Source organism: Pseudomonas sp. R1-7 (genome assembly GCF_051132105.1).
Classification (GTDB): domain Bacteria; phylum Pseudomonadota; class Gammaproteobacteria; order Pseudomonadales; family Pseudomonadaceae; genus Aquipseudomonas.
In genome coordinates this window covers 4,685,203-4,711,746 of the sequence record NZ_CP071661.1, presented here as the reverse complement: position 1 = coordinate 4,711,746, position 26,544 = coordinate 4,685,203, and the positions used below count along the sequence as shown (strand labels likewise).

Genomic DNA, 26,544 nt, shown 5'->3' with positions numbered 1-26,544 from the left:
AGGGCGGGGCGAGGGTGCTTCTCCAGGATTTCAGAATCCGGGTTTCGTTTTCGCCCTTGCTGTGGTATAAAATGCGCCGCTTTCCGGGGATGACCCCGTAAGCTTAAATCCACACACGTGTCGACACGATGACCTGGGTGCCTTTGGCTATATAGCCACTGGTTGGTCATTGGGATACGTGGAGGCCAAACCCGACTTATCAAGGAACTATCATGTCCCAAGTCAACATGCGCGATATGCTGAAGGCCGGTGTGCACTTCGGTCACCAGACCCGTTACTGGAACCCGAAAATGGGCAAGTACATTTTCGGCGCGCGTAACAAGATCCACATCATCAACCTTGAAAAAACCCTGCCGATGTTCAACGAAGCACTGACCTTCGTAGAGCGCCTGGCCCAGGGCAAAAACAAGATTCTGTTCGTCGGCACCAAGCGTTCCGCTGGCAAGATCGTTGCTGAAGAAGCAGCACGTTGCGGTTCGCCGTACGTCGATCATCGCTGGTTGGGCGGCATGCTGACCAACTTCAAGACCATTCGCGCTTCCATCAAGCGTCTGCGTGACCTTGAAGTCCAGTCCGAAGACGGTACTTTCGCCAAGCTGACCAAGAAAGAAGCGCTGATGCGCACTCGCGATCTTGAGAAGCTGGACCGCTCCCTGGGCGGTATCAAGGACATGGGCGGTCTGCCTGACGCACTGTTCGTGATCGACGTTGACCACGAGCGCATCGCGATCACCGAAGCCAACAAGCTGGGTATCCCGGTCATCGGCGTTGTCGATACCAACAGCAGCCCGGAAGGCGTTGACTACATCATTCCAGGCAACGATGACGCCATCCGCGCCATCCAGCTGTACATGGGTTCGATGGCTGACGCTGTGATCCGTGGTCGCAACAATGTTTCTGGCGGTACTGTTGAGTTCGCAGCTGACGAAGCTCCGGCAGCAGCCGCTGAGTAATCGACGCCCCTGGCGTTGACTCAGTAAGCAAAAAGGGGGCTTGGCCCCCTTTTTGCCACCTCGAAAACCACTTGTCGCCAGCGCAGCTACCTGTTTGTAACCTGCAGCGGTCTATAAACGGTGGTTTTCCAGGAAGAATTGATCGCCCGTTCGGTCGGGTGGAATGGTTGAAAACCTATCCAAGAGGATTTTGAAATGGCAGAGATTACTGCAGCGTTGGTCAAAGAACTGCGCGAGCGTACCGGCGAAGGCATGATGGATTGCAAGAAAGCCTTGACCAAGGCTGGCGGCGACATCGAGAAAGCCATTGATGACATGCGTGCTTCGGGCGCCATCAAGGCTGCCAAGAAAGCTGGCAACGTTGCCGCTGAAGGCGCCATCGCCATCAAGGACGACGGTAAAGCCGCCGTTCTGCTGGAAGTCAACTCCCAGACCGACTTCCTGGCTCTGCAAGACGACTTCAAGGCATTCGTCGCTGCCAGCGTCGATAAAGCCTTCGCTGACAAACTGACCGACGCAGCTCCGCTGATCGAAGCTCAGGAAGAAGCGCGCCTGGTACTGGTTGGCAAGACCGGCGAAAACGTCAACATCCGTCGCCTGGTTCGCGTTGAAGGTGACGTGGTCGGTACCTACCTGCACGGCAACAAGATCGGTGTTGCAGTTGTCCTGAAGGGCGGCGATACCGAGCTGGCGAAAGACATCGCCATGCACGTGGCTGCGACCAATCCTGAGTTCCTGTTGCCTTCGGACGTTTCGGCTGAAGCGATCGAGCGCGAGAAGGGCGTTTTCCTGCAGCTGAACGAAGAGAAGCTGAAAGGCAAGCCTGCCGAAATCGCCGAGAAGATGGTCAGCGGCCGCATCTCCAAGTTCCTGGCCGAAGCCAGCCTGGTTGAGCAGGCGTTCGTCAAGAACCCGGAAATCAAGGTCGGCGACCTGGCGAAGAAAGCCGGTGCTGAAATCGTTTCCTTCACCTACTTCAAAGTGGGCGAAGGCATCGAGAAGCCGGTCGACAACTTCGCTGAAGAAGTTGCCGCCCAGGTAGCTGCTGCCAGCAAGCAATAAGACGGTTTTCATAACGTCGCCCAGAAGAGGCTGCCCGCTTAACGCGCGCAGCCTCTTTTTGGATGGGATGCCGATTTATATTGGTTTCCTGCCGGAACTGGCTTACAAAGCCGTGTTCCGATGGCGCTGTGTCAGTGCCAAGCTAGAGTGAACGCAGGCTGCAAACAGCCGCAAAGAATTTTTTGAAAAAATACGCCGCAGGAGAGATTCGCAATGGCTCAGCAGGGCAGTGGTTATCAGGCTCGCTATAAACGCATTCTACTCAAGCTTAGCGGCGAGGCCCTGATGGGCTCGGAAGAGTTCGGGATCGACCCGAAAGTGCTGGATCGCATGGCCCTGGAAGTTGGCCAGTTGGTCGGGATCGGCGTCCAGGTCGGCCTGGTCATCGGCGGCGGCAACCTGTTCCGCGGCGCAGCGCTGAGCGCGGCCGGCATGGATCGGGTCACAGGCGACCACATGGGCATGCTGGCCACTGTGATGAACGCCCTGGCTATGCGCGACGCGCTCGAGCGTGCCAATATCTCGGCCATCGTGATGTCGGCCATTTCCATGGTTGGCGTGACCGATCACTACGATCGCCGCAAAGCCATGCGCCACCTCAACTCCAAGGAAGTGGTGATTTTCGCCGCCGGTACCGGTAATCCGTTCTTCACCACGGATTCGGCCGCGTGCCTGCGAGCGATCGAGATCGACGCCGATGTCGTGCTCAAGGCAACCAAGGTGGATGGTGTGTACACCGCTGACCCGTTCAAAGACCCGCATGCCGAGAAGTTCGATCATCTGACCTACGATGAAGTGCTGGATCGCAAGCTGGGTGTAATGGACCTGACGGCTATCTGCCTGTGCCGCGACCACAAGATGCCGCTGCGCGTTTTCAACATGAACAAACCCGGTGCCCTGCTCAATATTGTCCATGGCGGCGCCGAAGGAACACTGATCGAGGAAGGCAAGCAATGATCAACGACATCAAGAAAGACGCTCAAGAGCGCATGCAGAAATCCCTGGAGTCCCTGAGCCACGCATTCGGCCAGATTCGTACCGGCAAGGCTCACCCGAGCATCCTCGGCAGCGTCATGGTGCCTTACTACGGCGCTGACACGCCGCTGAGCAGCGTCGCCAACGTCACCGTGAAAGACTCGCGCACCCTGCAGGTCGTGGCTTTCGAGCGCAATATGCTCGCTGCTGTAGACAAGGCGATCCAGAGTGCTGGCCTGAACCTCAACCCCACCAACCTGGGCGAGCTGCTGCTGATTTCGATGCCGGCCCTCACCGAGGAAACGCGCAAAGGTTTCACCAAGCAGGCCCGTAGCGCAGCGGAAGACGCGCGTGTTGCCGTGCGCAATATCCGTCGTGACGCGTTGGGTGAGCTGAAGAAGCTGGTCAAGGACAAGGAAATCAGTGAAGACGAAGAGCGTCGTGCCATCGCTGATATCGATAAGCTGACCAAAGAATCCGAGGCCCAGATCACCAAGGCCACGGACGAGAAAGAAAAAGACCTGATGGCCGTATAAGGGTCTCGTTTTAATGGATAAGACCAAGCAGGCCGTACCGTTCACGGTGCCGCGCCACGTGGCGATCATCATGGACGGCAATAACCGCTGGGCCAAGAAACGCTTTATGCCCGGCGTCGCCGGGCACAAGGCCGGGGTTGATGCGGTCCGTGCAGTTATCGAGGTGTGCGCCGAAGCCGGGGTCGAAGTACTGACCCTGTTCGCCTTCTCCAGTGAGAACTGGCAGCGTCCAGCCGATGAAGTCAGTGCCTTGATGGACCTGTTTCTCAAGGCCCTGCGTCGCGAGGCCAAGCGCCTCAACGACAACAAGATCAGCTTGCGCATCATCGGCGACCGTTCGCGTTTTCATCCGGAACTGCAGGCGGCAATGCGTGAGGCTGAGTCAGCTACGGCTGGCGCCGATCGGTTTGTCCTGCAAATCGCTGCCAACTATGGCGGTCAGTGGGACATCGCCCAGGCGGCCCAGCGACTGGCGCGGGAAGTCCAGGCCGGTCATCTGCGGCCCGAAGACATTACTCCTGAACTGCTGCAGACCTGCCTGGCAACCGGCGACCTCCCACTGCCGGACTTGTGCATCCGCACCGGTGGCGAACACCGCATCAGCAATTTCCTGCTGTGGCAGCTGGCGTACGCCGAGCTGTACTTCTCCGACCTGTTCTGGCCGGACTTCAAACACGAAGCCATGCGCACCGCGCTGGCCGATTTCGCTTCCCGTCAGCGTCGTTTCGGTAAAACGAGCGAGCAGATCGAAGCTGGAGCCCGGGTTTAATGCTAAAACAACGAATCATCACCGCCCTGATCCTGTTGCCCATCGCCTTGGGTGGTTTTTTCCTGCTCGAAGGTGCGGGCTTCGCCCTGTTCATCGGCCTGGTCGTGACCCTTGGCGCGTGGGAATGGGCGCGGCTGGCGGGTTTTGCGGCGCAATCGGCACGCGTGATCTATGCGGCAGCCGTGGCAGCCATGCTGTTCATCATGTATGTGGTGCCCGGCCTCGCGCCTTGGGTGCTGGGTGCGGCAGTGCTGTGGTGGGCCGTGGCGACCTTCCTGGTCCTGACCTATCCGCAGACGACGCATCATTGGGCCAATGCCGCCACCAAGTTAATGATCGGCCTGCTGATCCTGCTACCGGCCTGGCAAGGGCTTATCTGGATCAAGCAGGGGCCGCTGGGCAACTGGCAGATCATGGCGGTGATGGTGCTGGTCTGGGGCGCCGATGTGGGTGCCTATTTCTCGGGTCGTGCCTTCGGCAAGCGCAAGCTGGCGCCCAAGGTCAGCCCTGGCAAAAGCTGGGAAGGCGTCTACGGCGGCCTGGCCTTGAGCCTGGTCATCACGGCGGTGGTTGGTTTCGTGCGGGACTGGACTGTCGCGCAGTTGCTGATGGGCCTGTTCGGTGCGGCCCTCATCGTGTTCGTGTCGGTGGTCGGCGACCTGACCGAAAGCATGTTCAAGCGTCAGTCCGGGATCAAGGACAGCAGTAACTTGCTGCCGGGTCACGGCGGCGTGCTGGATCGCATCGACAGCCTGACTGCCGCGATCCCGATCTTCGCTGTGCTTCTGTGGATGGCGGCGTCGTGAGTCGTACGCAGCAGATCACCGTGCTGGGCGCCACCGGTTCGATCGGCCTCAGTACGCTGGATGTCATCGGCAGGCATCCTGAGCGCTACCAAGTGTTTGCCCTCAGCGGGTTCACGCGCTTGAGCGAGCTGTTGGGGTTGTGCATTCGTCACACGCCCAGGTTTGCCGTAGTGCCTGAGGCTGGCGCGGCTCGCGCCCTGCAGGATGATCTGCGGGCGGCCGGGCTGCAAACCCGAGTGCTAGTGGGAGAAGAAGGTCTCTGTCAGGTCGCTTCCGACCCTGAAGTCGACGCGGTGATGGCGGCGATAGTCGGTGCCGCAGGCTTGCGTCCGACACTGGCGGCGGTGGAGGCCGGCAAGAAAATCCTCCTGGCCAATAAAGAGGCGTTGGTGATGTCCGGCGCGCTGTTCATGCAGGCGGTGCGCAAAAGCGGCTCGGTGTTGCTGCCGATCGACAGCGAACACAACGCGATTTTCCAATGCATGCCGCTGGATTTTTCCCGTGGCCTGGGTGCGGTCGGTGTGCGCAGGATTCTTCTGACGGCGTCCGGTGGTCCGTTCCGGCAGACACCGCTGGAAGAATTGGTGCATGTTTCACCCGAACAGGCCTGCGCCCACCCGAACTGGTCCATGGGGCGCAAGATTTCCGTGGACTCGGCCAGCATGATGAACAAGGGCTTGGAGTTGATCGAAGCTTGCTGGCTGTTTGATGCCAGGCCATCGCAGGTCGAGGTGGTGATCCACCCGCAAAGCGTGATTCACTCCCTCGTCGATTATGTCGACGGTTCGGTGCTGGCCCAGTTGGGCAACCCGGACATGCGCACCCCGATCGCCAATGCATTGGCCTGGCCGGAGCGGATTGATTCGGGTGTGGCGCCGCTGGACCTGTTCGCGATCGCGCGCCTGGATTTCCAGGCGCCCGATGAGCAGCGCTTTCCCTGCCTGCGCCTGGCGCGACAGGCGGCCGAGGCGGGCAACAGCGCGCCGGCCATGCTTAACGCGGCCAACGAAGTGGCGGTTGCAGCGTTTCTAGACGGGCGTGTCCGTTACCTCGAGATCGCGAGTATCATCGAGGAAGTCTTGAATCTCGAGGCCGTGGTCTCCCTCGATGACCTCGACGCGGTATTCACCGTGGATGCCAGGGCCCGTCAGTTGGCAGGCCAATGGTTGAGCCGCCACGGGCGTTGAGGCTGCGGTACGTTAGCCAGGGTTGTCCCGGGCAGGATTGTGGAGAAAACAGATGAGCGCGCTCTATATGATTGTCGGCACCCTGGTTGCGTTGGGGGTGCTGGTCACTTTTCACGAATCCGGCCATTTCTGGGTCGCGCGTCGCTGTGGCGTCAAGGTTCTTCGTTTCTCTGTCGGCTTCGGCATGCCTCTGTTGCGCTGGCACGACAAGCAGGGCACCGAATTTGTTGTCGCGGCCATTCCGCTGGGTGGTTACGTCAAGATGCTCGACGAGCGCGAAGGCGAGGTGCCGCCCGACCAGCTCGACCAGTCCTTCAATCGCAAGACCGTTCGTCAGCGTATCGCCATCGTCGCGGCGGGGCCGATCGCCAATTTCCTGCTGGCCCTGGTGTTTTTCTGGGCGCTGGCCATGCTGGGAAGCGAGCAGGTGCGACCGGTCATTGGCGCGGTCGAGGCGGGGAGCGTTGCGGCGCGTGCCGGACTGGGCGCTGGCCAGGAAATCGTCGCCATCGATGGCGAGCCAACTTCGGGTTGGGCTGCAGTCAATTTGCAGTTGGTGCGTCGCCTGGGTGAGAGCGGCTCCCTGCACATGATGGTCCGCGAAGAGGGCTCCACTGCGGACTCGCCGCGGGAGCTGGTGCTCGATAACTGGCTCAAGGGGGCCGACGAGCCCGACCCGATCCGCTCCCTCGGGATCCGCCCATGGCGACCCGCGCTGCCGCCCGTGCTTGCCGAGCTCGATCCGAAAGGTCCCGCCCAAGCCGCAGGTTTGAAGACCGGTGACCGTTTGCTCGCGTTCGACGGCCAGGCGGTCAGCGACTGGCAGCAGGTGGTCGATTCGGTTCGTGTCCGTCCTGATACCAAGATATTGCTGCGGGTGGAGCGCGACGGTGCTTCAATCGATGTGCCTGTCACCTTGGCCGCCCGTGGCGAAGGCAAGGCCCCGACGGGTTACCTGGGGGCGGGCGTCAAGGCTGTCGACTGGCCGCCGGAGATGGTTCGCGAGGTCAGCTTCGGTCCTGTCGCGGCTATTGGCGAGGGCGCGCGTCGTACGTGGACCATGAGTGTCCTGACGCTCGACTCGCTGAAGAAAATGTTGTTCGGCGAGCTCTCGGTAAAAAACTTGAGTGGACCGATAACCATTGCTAAAGTGGCGGGCGCTTCTGCCCAGTCGGGCGTCGCTGATTTCCTGAATTTCCTTGCTTATCTAAGCATTAGCCTGGGAGTTCTGAATTTGCTGCCCATCCCGGTATTGGATGGGGGGCATCTGCTGTTTTATCTGATCGAGTGGGCGCGTGGTCGTCCCTTGTCGGATCGGGTGCAAGGTTGGGGGATACAGATCGGTATCAGCTTGGTGGTCGGGGTGATGTTGCTTGCCTTGGTCAACGATCTGGGTCGTCTGTAACGCTTCGCTGAATTGCGAATCTGCCGCGTTTTGCGGCAGTTTGTTTATTGCCAGTTGGAATAAGAAAGGACTTCATGAAACGTCTGCTGCTAACTGCGGTTCTCACCGTATTGATGATCGCCGAAGTTCACGCCGAGTCCTTCACTATCTCTGATATTCGCGTCAACGGCCTCCAGCGGGTTTCCGCAGGTAGCGTCTTTGGTGCCTTGCCGCTGAACGTCGGCGAGCAAGCGGATGATCGGCGCCTGGTGGAATCCACTCGTGCGTTGTTCAAGACCGGCTTCTTTCAAGATATCCAGCTGGGCCGCGACGGCAATGTCCTGGTCATCACGGTAGTCGAGCGTCCGTCGGTCGCCAGTATCGAGATCGAAGGCAACAAAGCGATTTCCACTGAGGACCTGATGAAAGGCCTCAAGCAATCCGGCCTTGCCGAAGGCGAGATCTTCCAGCGCGCTACCCTCGAAGGTGTTCGTAACGAGCTGCAGCGCCAGTACGTTGCCCAGGGCCGCTACTCGGCCACCGTCGACACCGAAGTGGTGCCGCAGCCGCGTAACCGTGTCGGCCTCAAGGTCAACATCAATGAAGGCACGGTGGCAGCCATCCAGCACATCAACGTGGTGGGCAACACGGTTTTCCCGGACGAAGACCTGATCGACCTGTTCGAGCTCAAGACCACCAACTGGCTGTCGTTCTTCAAGAATGACGACAAGTACGCCCGTGAAAAACTCTCCGGTGACCTGGAGCGCCTGCGTTCCTATTACCTGGACCGTGGCTACATCAACATGGACATCGCTTCGACCCAGGTGTCCATCACGCCAGACAAGAAACACGTCTACATCACTGTCAACGTCAACGAAGGCGATAAGTACACCGTTCGTGACGTCAAGCTCAGCGGTGACCTGAAGGTTCCCGAGGACCAGGTCAAGTCGCTGCTGCTGGTACAGAAAGGCCAGGTGTTCTCGCGCAAGCTGATGACCACCACTTCCGAGCTGATCACCCGCCGCTTGGGTAACGAGGGTTACACCTTCGCCAACGTCAACGGCGTTCCGCAGCCGCACGATGAAGACCATACCGTCGACATCACCTTCGCCGTGGACCCGGGCAAGCGTGCCTACGTCAACCGCATCAATTTCCGTGGCAACACCAAGTCCGAGGACGAAGTGCTGCGCCGTGAAATGCGTCAGATGGAAGGCGGCTGGGCGTCGACCTACCTGATCGACCAATCCAAGACCCGTCTGGAACGCCTGGGCTTCTTCAAGGAAGTCAACGTCGAGACCCCGGCCGTACCAGGCGTCGATGACCAGGTCGACGTGAACTACAGCGTCGAGGAGCAGGCTTCCGGCTCGATCACCGCCAGTGTCGGTTTCGCCCAGAGCGCGGGCCTGATCCTGGGTGGTTCGATCACCCAGAACAACTTCCTCGGTACCGGTAACAAAGTCAGCATCGGCCTGACCCGTAGTGAATACCAGACCCGCTACAACTTCGGCTATGTAGACCCCTACTGGACCGCCGACGGCGTGAGCCTGGGCTATAACGCCTTCTATCGCACCACTGACTATGACGAACTCGACTCCGATGTTTCCAGCTATGCAGTAGACAGCTTGGGCGCCGGCGTCAACGTGGGTTATCCAATCAGCGAGACTTCGCGCCTGACCTTCGGCCTCACCGCCCAGCAGGACGAGATCAGCACTGGTCGCTATACCGTTGACGAGATTTTCGATTTCGTCGAGAAGGAAGGCGACAAGTACCTGAACTTCAAGGCATCTGTTGGTTGGTCTGAGTCGACCCTGAACAAGGGTGTGCTGGCAACCCGTGGCCGTTCGCAAAGCCTCGTCCTGGAAACCACCACGCCTGGCAGTGACTTGTCGTTCTTCAAGCTCGACTACCGTGGCCAGCTGTTCCAGCCGCTGTCGGACAACTACACCATGCGCCTGCACACCGAGCTGGGCTATGGCGACGGCTACGGTTCGACCGACGGCCTGCCGTTCTACGAGAACTACTACGCGGGTGGTTTCAACTCGGTTCGTGGTTTCAAGGACAGCACCTTGGGCCCGCGCAGTACGCCGAGCCGCGGTGCAGCTGTGACTGGCAACGAGGGGACCATCGCAGATCCGGACCAGGATCCGCTGCCATTCGGTGGCAACGTGCTGATTCAGGGCGGGGTTGAGTTGCTGTTCCCCATGCCGTTCGTCAAGGATCAGCGCTCCCTGCGTACCTCGGTATTCTGGGACGTGGGTAACGTATTCGACTCCAGTTGCGATAACGCCACCAACAACAATGGCACGTCATCCAACGCGGAATGCAATGACATCAGCCTGAGCAACCTGGCCAGCTCCGTCGGCGTGGGCGTGACCTGGGTCACTGCGCTGGGCCCGCTGAGCTTCGCGTTGGCGATGCCGATCAAGAAGCCGGATGACGCTGAAACCCAAGTGTTCCAATTCTCCCTCGGCCAGACGTTCTAAGCGTCTGACCCAAGATAACGACAATGGATTTTGTAGGAGTACATCGTGCGTAAGTTGACTCAATTGGTTCTCCTGGCGACCGTACTGGTCGCAGGCCCGGCTTTTGCCGACATGAAAATCGCCGTGCTGAACTATCAGATGGCCTTGCTGGAGTCCGACGCGGCAAAGAAATACGCCGTGGATGCCGAGAAGAAATTCGGCCCGCAACTGACCAAGCTCAAGGGCCTGGAAAGCAGTGCGAAGGGCATCCAGGACCGTCTGGTCGCCGGTGGCGACAAGATGGCCCAAGGCGAGCGCGAACGCCTGGAGCTTGAATTCAAGCAGAAGGCCCGTGACTTCCAGTTCCAGTCCAAGGAGCTGAACGAAGCGAAAGCCGTGGCCGACCGTGAAATGCTCAAGCAGCTCAAGCCGAAACTCGACAGCGCCGTGGAAGAAGTCATCAAGAAGGGTGGTTTCGACCTGGTGTTCGAGCGGGGCGCGGTCATCGATGTCAAACCTCAATATGACATCACGCGCCAGGTCATCGAGCGCATGAACCAGCTGAAGTAATCCATGACAGCGACTATCAAGCTCGGCCAATTGGCCGAGTTCCTCGGCGCCACCCTGCGTGGCGACCCGGAGAAGCCAATCACTGGGCTAGCCACTTTGCAAGAGGCTGGCCCAGCTCAGTTGAGCTTCCTGGCAAATCCCCAGTACCGCAAATACCTGGCTGATAGCCGGGCTGGCGCGTTATTGCTCAAAGCGGGCGATGCCGAAGGGTTCGTGGGTGATGCGCTGGTCGTGGCCGATCCGTACCTGGCGTACGCCCGAATTTCCCATCTATTCGATCCCAAGCCCAAGTCGGCGGCAGGCATCCATCCCAGTGCGGTGATCGCGGCGGATGCCATTGTCGACCCCACGGCCAGTATCGGTCCTTTTGTCGTCATCGAAGGCGCGGCCCGGATTGGCGCTGGCGTGACGCTGGGCGCCCACTGCTTCATCGGTGCGCGCAGCGAGATCGGCGAGGGCGGTTGGCTGGCGCCGCGGGTCACCCTGTATCACGATGTGCGCATCGGCAAGCGGGTGGTGATTCAGTCCGGCGCGGTGTTGGGCGGTGAAGGGTTCGGTTTCGCCAATGAGAAAGGCGTCTGGCAGAAGATCGCCCAGATCGGCGGCGTGAGCATTGGCGACGACGTGGAGATCGGCGTCAATACGGCCATCGACCGTGGCGCGTTGGCCGATACCGTCATCGGCAATGGCGTCAAGCTCGACAACCAGATCCAGATCGCCCACAACGTCCAGGTCGGTGACCACACCGCCATGGCTGCCTGTGTCGGTATTTCCGGCAGTACCAGAATCGGCAAGCATTGCATGCTCGCCGGCGGCGTGGGCCTGGTGGGTCATATCGATATTTGTGACAACGTATTCCTGACCGGGATGACCATGGTGACCCACTCGATTACCGAGCCGGGTGCCTATTCTTCCGGCACAGCCATGCAACCGGCTGCCGAGTGGCGCAAGAGCGCGGCGCGTATCCGCCAGCTCGACGACATCGCGCGGCGCCTCAAGCAGGTGGAAAAGCGTGTAGGGGACGTGACCCCTGGCGGTAATGCTTCATCAGATGGCTGATACCATTTCCATATCAAGTGTGCACAGCCGCTAGGCCTTGGCCTCCTTGATTTGCTAGCGGGGTGCGCGTCAATCGTGCGCTCCCAATCTTTACATAGGCTTCCCCCCGAAATGATGGACATCAACGAGATTCGCGAATACCTGCCTCACCGTTACCCGTTCCTGCTGGTGGATCGGGTCGTGGACCTGGATGTTGAAGGCAAGCGCATTCGCGCCTACAAGAATGTCAGCATCAACGAACCGTTCTTCAATGGCCACTTCCCCGCGCATCCAATCATGCCGGGCGTGTTGATCATCGAAGCGATGGCTCAGGCTGCCGGGATCCTTGGTTTCAAAATGCTCGACGTGAAGCCTGCCGACGGCACGCTTTACTACTTCGTCGGCTCCGACAAGCTGCGCTTCCGCCAGCCGGTGACCCCGGGCGACCAGTTGATCCTCGAGGCCAAGTTCATCAGCTGCAAGCGTCAGATCTGGAAGTTCGAATGCCAGGCTTCGGTCGATGGCAAGCCGGTCTGCTCCGCTGAAATCATCTGCGCGGAACGCAAGCTATGAGTTTGATTGACCCTCGCGCAATCATCGATCCGACGGCCGTGCTGGCCGCCGATGTCGAGGTTGGCCCATGGTCGATCGTCGGCGCAGGTGTGGAAATCGGCGAGGGCACCGTGATCGGTCCCCACGTAATTCTCAAGGGTCCGACCCGGATCGGTAGGCACAATCGCATCTACCAGTTTTCATCGGTTGGCGAGGACACGCCCGATCTCAAGTACAAAGGTGAAGAAACCCGCCTGGTGATCGGCGATCACAACGTGATCCGCGAAGGCGTGACGATTCACCGTGGCACTGTCCAGGACCGTTCCGAAACGACGCTGGGCGACCACAACCTGATCATGGCCTATGCCCACATCGGTCACGACAGCGTCATTGGCAACCATTGCATACTGGTCAACAACACGGCGCTGGCCGGCCACGTGCACGTGGATGACTGGGCGATCCTGTCCGGTTTTACCCTTGTCCACCAGTATTGCCATATCGGCGCCCACAGTTTCTCCGGCATGGGCACCGCCATCGGCAAGGATGTCCCGGCCTATGTCACCGTGTTCGGTAACCCGGCCGAAGCCCGCAGCATGAATTTCGAAGGCATGCGTCGTCGTGGTTTCAGTGAAGAGGCGATCACGGCGCTGCGTCGCGCCTACAAAGTTGTCTACCGCCAAGGCCTGACAGTCGAGCAGGCGCTCGCCGAGCTGGCCGAAGCGTCCTCGCAGTTCCCGGAAGTCGCGATATTCCGTGACTCGATCCAGTCTTCGACCCGCGGCATTACTCGCTGACCATGGCCAATCTGCGTATTGCGCTGGTGGCGGGGGAAGCTTCCGGTGACATCCTGGGTGCTGGCTTGATGCGCGCGCTCAAGGCGCAGCATCCTGCAGTCGAGTTCATTGGGGTCGGCGGGCCATTGATGCAAGCCGAAGGGATGGAATCCTATTTCCCGATGGAGCGCCTGTCGGTCATGGGCCTGGTGGAGGTGCTCGGGCGACTGCGCGAGCTGCTCGCTCGTCGCAAGAAGCTGATCCAGACGCTGATTGACGAAAAACCGGACGTGTTCATCGGCATCGATGCGCCGGATTTCACCCTCAATATCGAACTCAAGTTGCGCCAGGCCGGTATCAAGACCGTGCATTACGTCAGCCCGTCGGTCTGGGCCTGGCGGCAGAAGCGGGTGCTGAAGATCCGCGAGGGTTGCGACTTGATGCTGACGCTGTTGCCATTCGAAGCCCGCTTCTACGAAGAAAAAGGCGTACCGGTGCGGTTTGTCGGGCACACCCTGGCCGATACCATTCCCCTGGAAGCCGATCGCGAAGCGGCGCGCCAGGCGCTTGGCCTGCCGGAAGGGCCGCTGGTGGCATTGATGCCCGGCAGCCGGGGCGGCGAAGTGAGTCGCTTGGGCGGCCTGTTTTTTGACGCCGCCGAGCGCCTGAGGGCGATGCGCCCCGGTGTACGGTTTGTCCTGCCGTGTGCCAGTGCGCAGCGTCGCGTCCAGCTTGAAGCCCTGCTGGTCGGTCGCGATTTGCCAGTGACGTTGCTCGATGGTCGTTCCCATGATGCGCTGGCGGCCTGTGACGCCGTGTTGATTGCGTCCGGCACTGCTACCCTTGAGGCGTTGCTGTTCAAACGCCCGATGGTGGTTGCCTATCGCCTGGCGCCGCTGACGTTCTGGATTCTCAAGCGCATGGTCAAGAGCCCTTACGTTTCCTTGCCCAATCTGCTGGCCCAGCGCCTGCTGGTCCCCGAGCTGCTGCAAGATGACGCGACCGCCGACGCTTTGGCCAACACGCTGTCGCCCTTGATCGACGGAGGCACGGAACAGACTCGGGGCTTTGACGAAATCCACCGTACCTTGCGTCGCGATGCCTCCAATCAGGCCGCCGATGCAGTACTGACCCTGATCGGCGCAAAACCATGAGCAACGTAAAGCTACAGATGGGCCTGGATTTCAACCTGGTTGCCGAAGTGGAAGAGCTGGTGGCCGGTGTCGATGAAGTAGGGCGCGGGCCTTTGTGCGGCGCCGTGGTGACGGCGGCGGTGATTCTCGATCCGAAACGGCCGATCCTCGGCCTCGATGATTCCAAGAAACTCACCGAAGCCCGTCGCGAGAAACTCTACGAAGAAATCTGCGAGAAGGCCCTGAGCTGGTGCATCGCCCGGGCCGAAGTCGAAGAAATCGATGAGCTCAATATCCTGCACGCCACCATGCTCGCCATGCAGCGTGCGGTGCAGGGGCTGCATATCACGCCGAAGCTGGCGATGATCGACGGCAATCGTTGTCCGAAACTGTCGATGCGCGCCGAAGCGGTCATCCAGGGCGACGGCAAGGTGCCGGCCATCGCGGCGGCCTCGATCCTGGCCAAGGTCAGCCGTGACCGGGAAATGGCCGCGTTCGAATTGATCTACCCGGGCTATGGCATCGGCAACCACAAAGGCTACCCGACGCCCGTCCATCTGGAAGCCCTGGCGCGCCTTGGGCCGACGCCCATCCATCGGCGTTCGTTTGCCCCGGTTCGGCTGGCCTATGAAGCGCGGGATGGCTTGGTCGAAAGCTGACCGCGCATGGCTGATGTTTTACCCAAGGCCCGGTACAATCCGGGCCTTGTTGTTTTCATGACTTAACGCAGGATCACTATGCCGGCTTCATTCGTTCATCTACGCCTGCACACTGAATACTCCCTGGTCGACGGTCTGGTGCGGATCAAGCCCCTGGTCAAGACGCTGGTGGGCATGAACATGCCTGCCGTGGCCGTTACCGACCAGAACAACATGTGCTCGCTGGTCAAGTTCTACAAGAACGCCATGGGCGCCGGGATCAAGCCGATCTGCGGTGCCGACCTATGGCTTTCGAACAAGGACCCCGACGCGCCGCTGAGCCGGATCAGCCTGTTGGTGATGAACGCCGTTGGCTACCGCAACCTTACCGAGCTGATTTCCCGAGGCTTTATCGACGGCCAGCGCAACGGTTCGATCATCATCGAGCGCGAGTGGGTGGCCGAGGCCAGCGAAGGATTGATCATGCTGTCGGCGGCCAAGGAAGGTGAAATCGGCCAGGCCCTGCTCAGTGGCAATACCGAAGAAGCCGAGCAACTGGCCCACGACTGGATGGCCGTGTTCCCGGATCGCTTCTACATCGAGGTCCAACGCACCAATCGCCCTAATGACGAAGAGCACCTGCACGCCGCCGTGGCCCTGGCCGACAAGCTCGGTGCGCCGCTGGTGGCGACCAACGACGTGCGGTTCATCAAGCAGGAAGATTTCGAAGCCCACGAAAGTCGCGTCTGCATCGGTGAGGGCCGGGCCCTCGACGACCCGCGTCGACCGAAAAACTACAGCGACCAGCAATACCTCAAGAGCGCCGAGGAAATGGCGGAGCTGTTCAGCGACCTGCCCGAGGCGCTGGAAAACACCGTCGAGATCGCCAAGCGCTGCAACATCGAAGTAAAACTGGGCAAGCACTTCCTGCCCAACTTCCCGATTCCCGATGGCATGACCATCGATGAGTATTTCCGCAAGGTGTCGTTCGACGGCCTCGAAGAGCGCCTCAGCGTCCTGCTTCCCAAGGACACCACCGAAGATTACGAAGCCAAGCGCCAGGTCTATGTCGATCGGCTGAATTTCGAGCTGGATATCATCATCCAGATGGGCTTTCCCGGTTACTTCCTGATCGTGATGGACTTCATCCAGTGGGCCAAGAGCAACGGCGTACCGGTAGGCCCTGGCCGTGGGTCGGGCGCCGGGTCGCTGGTGGCCTACGTGCAGAAGATCACCGACCTCGACCCGCTGGAATATGACCTGCTGTTCGAACGTTTCCTCAACCCCGAGCGGGTTTCCATGCCCGACTTCGACGTCGACTTCTGCATGGATGGTCGCGACCGGGTGATCGACTACGTGGCCGAGAAGTACGGTCGTAACGCGGTGAGCCAGATCATTACTTTCGGTTCGATGGCGGCCAAGGCTGTGGTGCGCGACGTGGCGCGGGTGCAGGGCAAGTCCTACGGCCTGGCGGATCGTCTGTCGAAGATGATCCCGTTCGAAGTCGGCATGACCCTGGAGAAGGCCTACGAGCAGGAAGAAATCCTGCGGGACTTCATCAAGGTCGATGAAGAGGCTGCCGAAATCTGGGAGATGGCACGCAAGCTCGAAGGTGTGGTGCGTAACGTCGGCAAGCACGCCGGTGGCGTGGTGATCGCACCGACCAAGCTCACTGACTTCTCGCCGATCTATTGCGATGAAGAAGGCGACGGGCTGGTCACCCAGTTCGACAAGGATGACGTCGAGGCGGCGGGCCTGGTGAAGTTCGACTTCCTCGGCCTGCGGACCCTGACGATCATCGATTGGGCGTTGAAGACCATCAACCGCGACCGGGCCAAGGTCGGCGAAGAACCACTGGACATTGCCTTCATCCCGCTGGATGACAAGCCGACCTACAGCCTGCTGCAAAAAGCCGAGACCACGGCGGTATTCCAGCTTGAATCCCGGGGCATGAAGGAGCTGATCAAGAAGCTCAAGCCCGACTGCCTGGAAGACTTGATTGCACTGGTGGCACTGTTCCGTCCGGGCCCGCTGCAATCGGGCATGGTGGATGACTTCATCAACCGTAAGCACGGCCGCGCCGAGCTCGCGTATCCGCATCCCGATTACCAGTACGAGGGCTTGAAGCCGGTACTGGCCCCGACCTACGGCATCATCCTGTACCAGGAACAGGTGATGCAAATCGCCCAGGTGATGGCCGGTTACACCCTCGGCGGCGCGGACATGCTGCGTCGAGCCATGGGTAAGAAAAAGCCCGAGGAGATGGCCAAGCAGCGCGGCGGTTTCATCGAAGGTTGCGCGAACAACGGCATCGATGCGGACCTGGCGGGCAACATCTTCGACCTGGTGGAAAAATTCGCCGGCTACGGCTTCAACAAATCCCACTCCGCCGCCTATGGCCTGGTGTCGTACCAGACCGCGTGGCTGAAAGCGCATTACCCGGCGCCGTTCATGGCGGCTGTACTGTCGGCGGATATGCACAACACCGACAAGGTCGTGACCTTGATCGAAGAAGTGCGGACCATGAAGCTGCGCCTCGACGCGCCGGACGTGAACGCTTCGGAGTTCAAGTTCACGGTGAACGACGAAGGCCGCATCATTTATGGCCTCGGCGCGATCAAGGGCGTGGGCGAAGGCCCGGTGGAGGCCATCACCGAGGCGCGCCAGGACGGGCCCTTCAAGGATCTGTTCGATTTCTGCGCCCGGGTCGACCTAAAGCGTATCAACAAGCGCACCCTCGACGGTTTGATCCGCAGTGGCGCGCTGGACCGTCTGGGGCCTTATTTTCACGATGAGCCCAAGGCCTATCAGGCCAACATCGACCGCAATCGCGCGGTGTTGCTGGCGGCGATGGAAGAAGCGATCAAGGCGGCCGAACAGACCGCTCGTACCCACGACAGTGGCCACGCCGACCTGTTTGGCGGGCTGTTCGTCGAGGAAGATGCCGATGTCTACGGCAACCATCGCAAGGCCAAGGAACTGACCCTCAAGGAACGCCTCAAGGGTGAAAAAGACACCCTGGGCCTCTACCTGACCGGTCACCCGATCGACGAATACGAAGGCGAGATTCGCCGTTTCGCCCGTCAGCGCATCATCGACCTCAAGCCCGCGCGCGACACGCAGACCGTCGCCGGCATGATCATCGCGCTGCGGGTGATGAAGAACAAAAAGGGCGACAAGATGGGCTTCATCACCCTCGACGATCGCTCCGGGCGCATCGAGGCGTCATTGTTCGCCGATGCGTTCCATTCGGCGCAGTCGTTGTTGCAGACCGACGCGATGGTGGTGGTGGAAGGCGAGGTCAGCAACGATGACTTCTCCGGTGGCCTGCGGCTGCGGGTCAAGCGTGTGATGAGCATGGAAGATGCCCGCACCAACCTGGCCGAGAGCCTGCGCCTGAAGTTGCAGACCCAGGACCTCAAGGGTGATCAGCTACGCTGGCTGGGCGAGTTGTTCAAGCGCCATCGCGGTGCGTGCCCAATCACCATGGAGTATGTGCGCCCCGACGCCAAGGCCGTGCTGCAGTTCGGCGAGGGGTGGCGGATCGACCCGGCGGATGCGTTGATTCAAGCCTTGCGTGACCAGTTCGGCAAAGACAACGTCTTCCTCCAATACCGTTGACGGCCAGGGGCCACTCCCGTATCCGGAGCGCCCCTGACCTCGACTCGAATTTTTAATCTCGACCTGAACGCGCCTCTCCCTTAAGGTAGGGCGCGAATAGACAACCGGCCGGCCCAAGCTCTCTTGGACGTCGACCCAAGACGGACGCCTATGAACCCGAATTTTCTAGATTTCGAACAGCCGATCGCCGACCTTCAAGCCAAGATCGAAGAGTTGCGCTTGGTCGGTAACGACAATTCGCTGAATATCGGCGATGAAATCTCTCGGCTGCAGGACAAGAGCCGCACGCTGACCGAAGATATCTTCGGCAAGCTGACCAGTTGGCAGATCGCGCGTCTGGCGCGTCATCCGCGTCGCCCCTACACCCTGGACTACATTGAACACATCTTCACCGAGTTCGATGAGCTTCACGGCGACCGTCACTTCTCCGATGACGCCGCGATCGTTGGCGGCGTTGCCCGCCTGGACGACCAGCCGGTGATGGTGATCGGTCACCAGAAGGGCCGCGAAGTGCGCGAAAAAGTGCGCCGCAACTTCGGCATGCCGCGTCCGGAAGGCTACCGCAAGGCTTGCCGCCTGATGGAAATGGCCGAACGCTTCAAGATGCCGATCCTGACCTTCATCGACACCCCGGGCGCCTACCCGGGCATCGACGCCGAAGAGCGCAACCAGAGCGAAGCGATTGCCTGGAACCTGCGAGTCATGGCGCGCCTGAAGACCCCGATCATCGCTACCGTGATTGGCGAAGGCGGTTCCGGCGGTGCGTTGGCCATTGGTGTCTGCGACCAGTTGAACATGCTGCAATATTCCACCTACGCGGTGATCTCGCCGGAAGGCTGCGCCTCGATCCTGTGGAAAACCGCCGAGAAGGCACCGGATGCCGCTGAAGCCATGGGCATCACCGCCGAGCGCCTCAAGGGCCTGGGTATTGTTGATAAAGTGATCAACGAGCCTGTGGGCGGCGCCCATCGCGACCCGGCCGCCGCCGCAGCGCTGATCCGCGCCGAGCTGAGCTCGCAGTTGTCGATGCTCAAGAAGTTCGACAACGACGCGCTGCTGGCCCGTCGTTATGAGCGGTTGATGAGCTACGGTCTCTGATTCGAACGCTGTACCTTGTGTGGGAGCGAGCTTGCTCGCGATAACGGTTTAACATTCAACCAACAAGTTGACTGATACGCCGCCATCGCGAGCAAGCTCGCTCCCACATTTGATTGTGTGAAGGCCCGTTTCCATGAATCAGCCCAGGATTGATCTGCCAACCCGGCTCCTCACACAGCTACTCCCCTGGCGCAACGCCGCCCACTGGCGAATCGCCTTCTCCGGCGGCCTCGACTCCACTGTCCTGCTGCACCTGCTCGTTTCCCTGGCCGAAAACCAATCCCTGCCGCCGATAAGCGCAATCCACGTTCATCATGGCCTCCAGGCCGTGGCCGACGCGTGGCCGGAACATTGTCGTAAGGTCTGCGAGGCTATTGGGGTGCCGCTGCGAGTGGTTAGCGTAGAGGTCCGGCCCGGCGCCAGCGTCGAGCGCGCCGCCCGGGACGCGCGCTACGCGGTTTTCATTGCCGCGACACAAGAGAACGACGTGCTGCTCACTGCCCAGCACCGCGACGATCAGGCCGAAACCCTGTTGTTTCGTTTGCTGCGTGGGGCAGGGGTACGCGGTTTGTCGGCGATGCCGAGGCAGCGCCCCTTGGGGCAGGGGCATCTGCTGCGGCCATTGTTGGATGTGTCCCGGGCGGAGTTGGAGGCTTATGCCAGTCGGCATGGCTTGAGCTGGGTTCATGACCCCTCCAATGATGATCATCGATACGCCCGCAATTTCCTGCGCCAGCGGGTCTTTCCGGTTCTGGCCGAGCAGTGGCCCCAAGCGTCGCTGACCCTCGCCCGCAGCGCCGCGCACTTGAGCGAGGCGCAAGGCTTGCTGGATGAGCTGGCGCAGATCGATTTGGAACGCGCCCTGACCGCCAGCGCTTTTGATTGGCTCGGGCTACGGTCGCTTGAACTGGCGCCTTTGCGGGCCTTGTCTCCTGCCCGCCAGCGCAATGCGCTGAGCCATTGGCTGGCGCCTTTGACGAGGTTTCCCGACAGTGACCATTGGGCGGGTTGGGACTCGCTGCGTGATGCCAGGGAAGATGGCCATCCCGTCTGGCGTCTCGCCGATGGGGAAATACACCGGACCGGCGGACGCATCTGGTGGTTATCCGACCACTGGTTGCAGCCGGTTTCCGGCCCCGTTGGATGGCCCCGGGTTGATCAGGTGTTGCCACTGCCAGGCAATGGCCAGGTGATCCTTCGCGGCGAAGCCCCCGCGGGAGCGCTTTGCATCCGGTATCGCCAGGGCGGCGAGGTCATGGAATTACCGGGGCGCGGGCACCGGGACCTCAAGCGTTTGCTCAACGAAAACGGCGTGCCGGCGTTCGTTCGTGCTCGATTGCCTTTGCTGTATCGGGGCGAGCAATTGCTGGGGATTGCCAACCTCCCGATGATCGATCGGGACGCTGATGGCAGCTGGCAACTGATTTGGCAGCCATGAAAGCCAAGATCTGGGTTTGAGCTGAAAGGGGCTTTCCGGTAGACTACGCTCCCTTCTTGATACAACTTCTGTGGATTCGCCTGAATTGCAGGAGTTGCCGATTACCAAGCAGTCTTTGCTGGGCGATTCCAAAAAATGTGTAGCGAGCAACGTACCGGTGATTCCACCTCCGGTCTGTCCCGACGCGGCGGTTTTTTTGAAAGGTGCACTGTGATTAATGCAGGTGATCGGGGGCTTCGGCCTTCCTTCGCTTTCCCCGGCGGCTCGGACCGCTTTAACGCAGACTTCTAGGGTTTTTCATGACGCGCTACATATTCGTCACGGGCGGTGTTGTTTCTTCATTGGGGAAAGGCATTGCCTCGGCTTCATTGGCGGCCATCCTGGAGGCGCGGGGACTTAAGGTCACCATGCTCAAGCTGGACCCGTACATCAACGTCGACCCGGGCACCATGAGCCCGTTCCAGCACGGTGAAGTGTTCGTCACCCACGACGGCGCCGAGACCGACCTGGACCTGGGCCACTACGAGCGGTTCATCCGCACGACCATGACCCAGAACAACAACTTCACCACCGGCCGTGTCTACGAGCACGTGCTGCGCAAAGAGCGTCGTGGTGACTACCTGGGCGCGACCATCCAGGTCATCCCGCACATCACCGACGAAATCAAGCGCCGCATCATCAAGGGTGCCGGCGATGCCGACGTCGCGATGGTCGAGATTGGCGGCACCGTGGGCGATATCGAATCCCAGCCGTTCCTCGAAGCCATCCGCCAGTTGCGTTTCGAAATCGGCGCCAAGCGCGCGATGCTGATGCACCTGACCCTGGTGCCGTACATCGCCACCGCTGGCGAAACCAAGACCAAGCCGACCCAGCACTCGGTCAAGGAACTGCGTTCCATCGGCCTGCAGCCGGACGTGCTGATCTGCCGCTCCGATCACCCGATCGATATCTCTTCGCGTCGCAAGATCGCCCAGTTCACCAACGTGGAAGAACGTGCGGTCATCGGCCTGGAAGACGCCGACACCATCTACAAGATCCCGGGCATCCTGCACTCCCAGGGCCTCGATGACTTCGTCGTCGAGCGCTTCGGCCTGCAATGCGCGAGCGCCGACCTGTCCGAGTGGGACGCCGTGGTCGATGCCAAGCTGAACCCCGAGCACGAAGTCACCATCGCGATGGTCGGCAAGTACATGGAACTGCTGGACGCCTACAAGTCGCTGATCGAAGCGATGAGTCATGCCGGTATCAGCAACCGCACCAAGGTCAACCTGCGCTACATCGATTCCGAAGACATCGAGAACCAGGGCACCGGGCTGCTTGAAGGCGCCGACGCGATCCTCGTACCGGGCGGCTTTGGCCTGCGCGGCGTGGAAGGCAAGATCACCGCGGTGCAATACGCTCGCGAAAACAAGGTGCCATACCTGGGCATCTGCCTGGGCATGCAAGTGGCGGTCATCGAGTTCGCCCGTAACGTGATGGGGTGGAAAGACGCCAACTCCACCGAATTCGATCGCGCCAGCGGTCATCCGGTCGTCGGCCTGATCACCGAATGGGAAGATGCCACCGGCGCCGTTGAAGTGCGTACCGAGAGCTCGGACCTGGGCGGCACCATGCGCCTCGGTGCCCAGGAATGCCTGCTCGAAGCCGGCTCCAAGGTGCACGACTGCTATGCCAAGGACGTGATTGTCGAGCGTCATCGCCACCGCTACGAAGTGAACAACAACCTGCTGCCACAGCTGATCGAAGCCGGCCTGAAGATTTCCGGCCGCTCCGGTGACGGTGCGCTGGTCGAAGTGGTCGAGGCTGCTGACCATCCATGGTTCGTTGCCTGCCAGTTCCACCCGGAGTTCACCTCGACACCGCGCGATGGCCACCCGTTGTTCAGTGGTTTCGTGAAAGCCGCTTTGGCCCAACACCAGAAAAAGGCATAAAACGATGGCCCAGAAGATCATTCGCGTCGGCGACATCGAGATTGCCAACGACAAGCCCATGGTGCTGTTCGGCGGCATGAACGTGCTGGAAAGCCGCGACATGGCGATGCAGGTCTGCGAGGAATACGTGAAGGTGACCCAGAAACTGGGTATCCCTTATGTCTTCAAGGCCAGCTTCGACAAGGCCAACCGTTCGTCGGTGACCTCTTACCGTGGCCCGGGCCTGGAAGAGGGGATGCGGATTTTCCAGGACATCAAGCAAGCCTTCGGCGTGCCGATCATCACCGACGTCCACGAGCCTGACCAGGCCGCGGTCGTCGCCGAAGTCTGCGACATCATCCAGTTGCCGGCCTTCCTGTCGCGCCAGACCGACCTCGTGGTCGCGATGGCCAAGACCGGCGCGGTGATCAACATCAAGAAAGCCCAGTTCCTCGCGCCCCAGGAAATGAAACACATCCTGAGCAAGTGCGAAGAGGCCGGCAATGACCAGTTGATCCTCTGCGAACGTGGTTCGAGCTTCGGCTACAACAACCTGGTGGTGGACATGCTCGGCTTCGGCATCATGAAGCAGTTCGAATACCCGGTGTTCTTCGACGTGACCCACGCGCTGCAGATGCCCGGCGGTCGTTCCGACTCCGCCGGCGGTCGTCGCGCCCAAGTGACCGACCTGGCCAAGGCCGGCATGAGCCAGTCCCTTGCAGGCCTGTTCCTTGAAGCCCACCCTGACCCTGACAACGCCAAGTGCGACGGGCCTTGTGCCTTGCGCTTGAACAAGCTGGAACCTTTCCTGTCTCAGCTCAAGTCGCTGGATGAGCTGGTCAAGGGTTTTCCGACGATAGAAACCGCGTAACGCGGTTTTCTCCGGTAAAGTACCGCTCGATAAACGCTCTGGCCTGCGGGCCGGGCGTTATCGTCGGCGAGCCTGCCCGCTGCTCGATCCCCGCCGACGGTAAAAGATTTCCTCTCGCTGCGTCGTTTTCGTCAACTTTGGAGTGTTTACAACAATGGCAAAAATCGTCGACATCAAAGGTCGTGAAGTTCTCGACTCCCGTGGCAACCCCACTGTCGAAGCGGACGTGCTTCTCGACAACGGCATCATCGGCAGCGCCTGCGCGCCGTCCGGTGCTTCCACTGGCTCGCGCGAAGCGCTGGAGCTGCGTGATGGCGACAAGAGCCGCTACCTGGGCAAGGGCGTGCTGAAAGCCGTCGCCAACATCAACGGTCCTATCCGTGACCTGTTGCTGGGCAAGGACCCTGCCGACCAGAAGGCCCTCGACCAGGCCATGATCAAGCTCGACGGTACCGAAAACAAAGCCACCCTGGGCGCCAATGCGATCCTCGCCGTGTCCCTGGCCGCTGCCAAGGCCGCAGCCCAGGACCAGGACCTGCCGCTTTACGCGCACATCGCCAACCTCAACGGTACCCCGGGCGTTTACTCGATGCCGGTGCCAATGATGAACATCATCAACGGTGGCGAGCATGCCGATAACAACGTCGACATCCAGGAATTCATGGTGCAGCCGGTTGGCGCCAAGACCTTCTCCGAAGGCCTGCGCATGGGCACCGAGATTTTCCATCACCTCAAGGCCGTGCTGAAGGCTCGTGGCCTGAGCACCGCTGTTGGTGACGAAGGCGGTTTCGCACCGAACCTGGCGTCCAACGAAGATGCACTGAAAGTGATCTCCGAAGCCGTGGCCAACGCTGGCTACAAGCTGGGCACCGACGTGACCCTGGCCCTGGACTGCGCCGCCAGTGAGTTCTTCGAAGACGGCAAATACAACCTGTCCGGCGAAGGCCAGGTGTTCACTGCCGAAGGTTTTGCCGACTACCTCAAGGGCCTGACCGAACGCTACCCGATCATCTCCATCGAAGACGGCCTGGATGAGTCCGACTGGGCTGGCTGGAAAATCCTCACCGACAAGATCGGCGAGAAAACCCAGCTGGTGGGCGACGACCTGTTCGTGACCAACACCAAGATCCTGAAAGAAGGCATCGACAAGAAGATCGCTAACTCGATCCTGATCAAGTTCAACCAGATCGGCACCCTGACCGAAACCCTGGAAGCCATCCAGATGGCCAAGGCTGCCGGCTACACCGCCGTGATCTCCCACCGTTCCGGTGAAACCGAAGACTCGACCATTGCCGACCTGGCCGTGGGCACTGCGGCGGGCCAGATCAAGACCGGTTCGCTGTGCCGCTCCGACCGCGTTTCCAAGTACAACCAACTGCTGCGTATCGAAGAGCAGTTGAACGGCAAGGCCAAGTACAACGGTCGCGCCGAGTTTCGCGGTTAAGCGGTAAATGGTAAAAAGACAGCGGATTGCGTCGCAAAGGTCGCCAACATGGTGGTTTTGCCTCTAATCTGATGCCTTATCAAGCACAAGCCTGGGTTTTCCAGGCTTCGTGCTATCAGACGCTTCAAAGTTTGGCATGGCGGTCTTTTTTCACTGGATACCTGATATTCGATGCGCAGTCCCAATTGGTTGTTTCTCGTCTTGCTCTTGTTGCTGGCCGGCCTGCAGTACCGCCTGTGGGTGGGCAATGGCAGCCTGGCGCAAGTGGCCGAGCTGACTCAGCAGATTGCCGACCAGCACGCCGAAAACGAGGCATTGCTCGAGCGTAATCGGGTAATGGACGCCGAAGTGATGGAACTGAAGAAAGGCATGGAGACCGTCGAAGAGCGGGCTCGCCATGAGTTGGGCATGGTCAAGGAGGGCGAAACCCTCTACCAGTTGGCCCAATGAGTATTCGTCTGCCGGCCTTCTGGGCTGTCATTCCTGCCGCGGGCGTTGGCGCCCGTATGGCTGCCGACCGCCCCAAGCAATACCTGCAACTGGGCGGACGCACAATTCTCGAACACAGCCTTGGCTGTTTCCTCGATCACCCGACCGTCAAGGGCGTGGTGGTCAGCGTTGCACCCGACGATCCCTATTGGCCGACCCTGGCCTGCGCCAGCGACCCGCGTATCCACCGCGTGGATGGCGGCGAGCAGCGTTCGGGTTCGGTGCTCAATGCGTTGCTGCACCTTCACGAGCAGGGCGCCGATGATTTCGATTGGGTGCTGGTGCACGACGCCGCCCGGCCGAACCTGGCCCGGGACGATCTCGATAACCTGCTCCATGAGTTGGCGAACGATGCGGTCGGCGGCCTGTTGGCTGTCCCCGCGCGTGACACCCTCAAGCGCGCCGACAAGCACGGTCGCGTACTGGAGACCGTTGACCGCAGCGTGATCTGGCAAGCCTATACGCCGCAAATGTTCCGTCTCGGTGCCTTGCACCGGGCCCTGGCCGACAGCCTGGTGGCGGATGCGGTAATTACCGACGAAGCGTCCGCCATGGAATGGGCGGGGCAGGCGCCTAGGCTGATCGAAGGGCGAGCGGACAACATCAAGGTCACCCGGCCGGAAGATCTGGAGTGGTTGCGCCAGCGGTGGGCGAATCGGCGCTAATAAATTCCTATATCTGTTCGACACCGCGTAGCGCCCTTCGCGAGCAAGCCCGCTCCTACAATAGGTCTATGTTGATCACAAGAGTGTGGCCAGACACAGGGCCAATGTGGGAGCGAGCTTGCTCGCGAAGGCGATCATGCAGGCACCAAATAAACACCGGACAGAAACTG

General features: G+C 60.4%; 22 protein-coding genes and 1 pseudogene. All 23 read left to right on the top strand.

The features are described from left to right. Positions 1-212 precede the first annotated feature (212 nt). Entirely contained in the window at positions 213-953 is a 741-nt protein-coding gene (gene rpsB / locus J3P79_RS21115; protein ID WP_039591984.1) for a 30S ribosomal protein S2, read from the top strand. A 195-nt stretch (positions 954-1,148) separates the two neighbouring features. After that, positions 1,149-2,015 (top strand): translation elongation factor Ts, encoded by an 867-nt coding sequence (tsf, locus tag J3P79_RS21110; RefSeq protein WP_030139490.1) that lies wholly within the window; start codon positions 1,149-1,151, stop codon positions 2,013-2,015. 213 nt (positions 2,016-2,228) lie between these two features. Further along, positions 2,229-2,972, top strand: coding sequence for a UMP kinase (gene pyrH, locus J3P79_RS21105; RefSeq protein WP_039591983.1), 744 nt, complete (start codon positions 2,229-2,231; stop codon positions 2,970-2,972). Beyond that, positions 2,969-3,526, top strand: a complete 558-nt coding sequence (frr, locus tag J3P79_RS21100; protein ID WP_434605485.1) for a ribosome recycling factor — start codon at positions 2,969-2,971, stop codon at positions 3,524-3,526. Before pyrH ends, frr begins: the two co-directional genes overlap by 4 nt. A gap of 13 nt (positions 3,527-3,539) precedes the next feature. After that, positions 3,540-4,295, top strand: a complete 756-nt coding sequence (gene uppS / locus J3P79_RS21095) for a polyprenyl diphosphate synthase (protein WP_434605484.1) — start codon at positions 3,540-3,542, stop codon at positions 4,293-4,295. Next, positions 4,295-5,101 carry a phosphatidate cytidylyltransferase gene (locus tag J3P79_RS21090; protein ID WP_434605483.1) on the top strand — a complete coding sequence of 269 codons (807 nt, stop codon included), beginning with the start codon at positions 4,295-4,297 and terminating at the stop codon, positions 5,099-5,101. Before uppS ends, J3P79_RS21090 begins: the two co-directional genes overlap by 1 nt. Continuing rightward, positions 5,098-6,288: a 1-deoxy-D-xylulose-5-phosphate reductoisomerase gene (ispC, locus tag J3P79_RS21085; RefSeq protein ID WP_434605481.1), complete on the top strand. Its 1,191-nt coding sequence runs from the start codon at positions 5,098-5,100 to the stop codon at positions 6,286-6,288. Before J3P79_RS21090 ends, ispC begins: the two co-directional genes overlap by 4 nt. Positions 6,289-6,340: 52 nt before the next feature. Continuing rightward, positions 6,341-7,693 carry an RIP metalloprotease RseP gene (rseP, locus tag J3P79_RS21080; RefSeq protein ID WP_434605480.1) on the top strand — a complete coding sequence of 451 codons (1,353 nt, stop codon included), beginning with the start codon at positions 6,341-6,343 and terminating at the stop codon, positions 7,691-7,693. Positions 7,694-7,767: 74 nt separating this feature from the next. Then, the gene (gene bamA, locus J3P79_RS21075) at positions 7,768-10,155 is read left to right on the top strand and encodes an outer membrane protein assembly factor BamA (protein ID WP_434605479.1); all 2,388 of its coding nucleotides are present in this window, start codon (positions 7,768-7,770) and stop codon (positions 10,153-10,155) included. Between the two features lie 45 nt (positions 10,156-10,200). Next, complete coding sequence (locus J3P79_RS21070; RefSeq protein ID WP_003184901.1) at positions 10,201-10,704, top strand: OmpH family outer membrane protein; 504 nt, start codon at positions 10,201-10,203, stop codon at positions 10,702-10,704. Positions 10,705-10,707: 3 nt separating this feature from the next. Next, positions 10,708-11,763 carry a UDP-3-O-(3-hydroxymyristoyl)glucosamine N-acyltransferase gene (gene lpxD, locus J3P79_RS21065; protein ID WP_434605477.1) on the top strand — a complete coding sequence of 352 codons (1,056 nt, stop codon included), beginning with the start codon at positions 10,708-10,710 and terminating at the stop codon, positions 11,761-11,763. Between the two features lie 111 nt (positions 11,764-11,874). Next, positions 11,875-12,315, top strand: a complete 441-nt coding sequence (fabZ, locus tag J3P79_RS21060) for a 3-hydroxyacyl-ACP dehydratase FabZ (protein ID WP_003184897.1) — start codon at positions 11,875-11,877, stop codon at positions 12,313-12,315. Continuing rightward, positions 12,312-13,088, top strand: coding sequence for an acyl-ACP--UDP-N-acetylglucosamine O-acyltransferase (gene lpxA / locus J3P79_RS21055; protein WP_434605476.1), 777 nt, complete (start codon positions 12,312-12,314; stop codon positions 13,086-13,088). The genes fabZ and lpxA overlap by 4 nt, the downstream gene beginning before the upstream one ends. 2 nt (positions 13,089-13,090) lie before the next feature. Continuing rightward, entirely contained in the window at positions 13,091-14,221 is a 1,131-nt protein-coding gene (lpxB, locus tag J3P79_RS21050) for a lipid-A-disaccharide synthase (RefSeq protein WP_434605475.1), read from the top strand. Beyond that, positions 14,218-14,859, top strand: a complete 642-nt coding sequence (gene rnhB / locus J3P79_RS21045) for a ribonuclease HII (RefSeq protein ID WP_434605474.1) — start codon at positions 14,218-14,220, stop codon at positions 14,857-14,859. The genes lpxB and rnhB overlap by 4 nt, the downstream gene beginning before the upstream one ends. 78 nt (positions 14,860-14,937) lie before the next feature. Next, entirely contained in the window at positions 14,938-18,459 is a 3,522-nt protein-coding gene (dnaE, locus tag J3P79_RS21040) for a DNA polymerase III subunit alpha (RefSeq protein ID WP_434605472.1), read from the top strand. A gap of 150 nt (positions 18,460-18,609) precedes the next feature. Continuing rightward, positions 18,610-19,557 carry an acetyl-CoA carboxylase carboxyltransferase subunit alpha gene (locus J3P79_RS21035; protein ID WP_434605470.1) on the top strand — a complete coding sequence of 316 codons (948 nt, stop codon included), beginning with the start codon at positions 18,610-18,612 and terminating at the stop codon, positions 19,555-19,557. A gap of 133 nt (positions 19,558-19,690) precedes the next feature. Beyond that, positions 19,691-21,020 (top strand): annotated as a pseudogene (gene tilS / locus J3P79_RS21030) (tRNA lysidine(34) synthetase TilS). 274 nt (positions 21,021-21,294) lie between these two features. After that, on the top strand, positions 21,295-22,926 hold the full coding sequence (locus tag J3P79_RS21025; protein WP_030139477.1) for a CTP synthase: 1,632 nt from the start codon (positions 21,295-21,297) through the stop codon (positions 22,924-22,926). A gap of 4 nt (positions 22,927-22,930) precedes the next feature. After that, positions 22,931-23,776 (top strand): 3-deoxy-8-phosphooctulonate synthase, encoded by an 846-nt coding sequence (gene kdsA, locus J3P79_RS21020; RefSeq protein WP_030139476.1) that lies wholly within the window; start codon positions 22,931-22,933, stop codon positions 23,774-23,776. Positions 23,777-23,930: 154 nt separating this feature from the next. After that, positions 23,931-25,220 carry a phosphopyruvate hydratase gene (eno, locus tag J3P79_RS21015; protein ID WP_045155188.1) on the top strand — a complete coding sequence of 430 codons (1,290 nt, stop codon included), beginning with the start codon at positions 23,931-23,933 and terminating at the stop codon, positions 25,218-25,220. Positions 25,221-25,391: 171 nt separating this feature from the next. Further along, positions 25,392-25,670 (top strand): cell division protein FtsB, encoded by a 279-nt coding sequence (gene ftsB, locus J3P79_RS21010; protein WP_030139474.1) that lies wholly within the window; start codon positions 25,392-25,394, stop codon positions 25,668-25,670. Then, positions 25,667-26,374, top strand: a complete 708-nt coding sequence (ispD, locus tag J3P79_RS21005) for a 2-C-methyl-D-erythritol 4-phosphate cytidylyltransferase (RefSeq protein WP_434605469.1) — start codon at positions 25,667-25,669, stop codon at positions 26,372-26,374. The genes ftsB and ispD overlap by 4 nt, the downstream gene beginning before the upstream one ends. Positions 26,375-26,544: the final 170 nt, after the last annotated feature.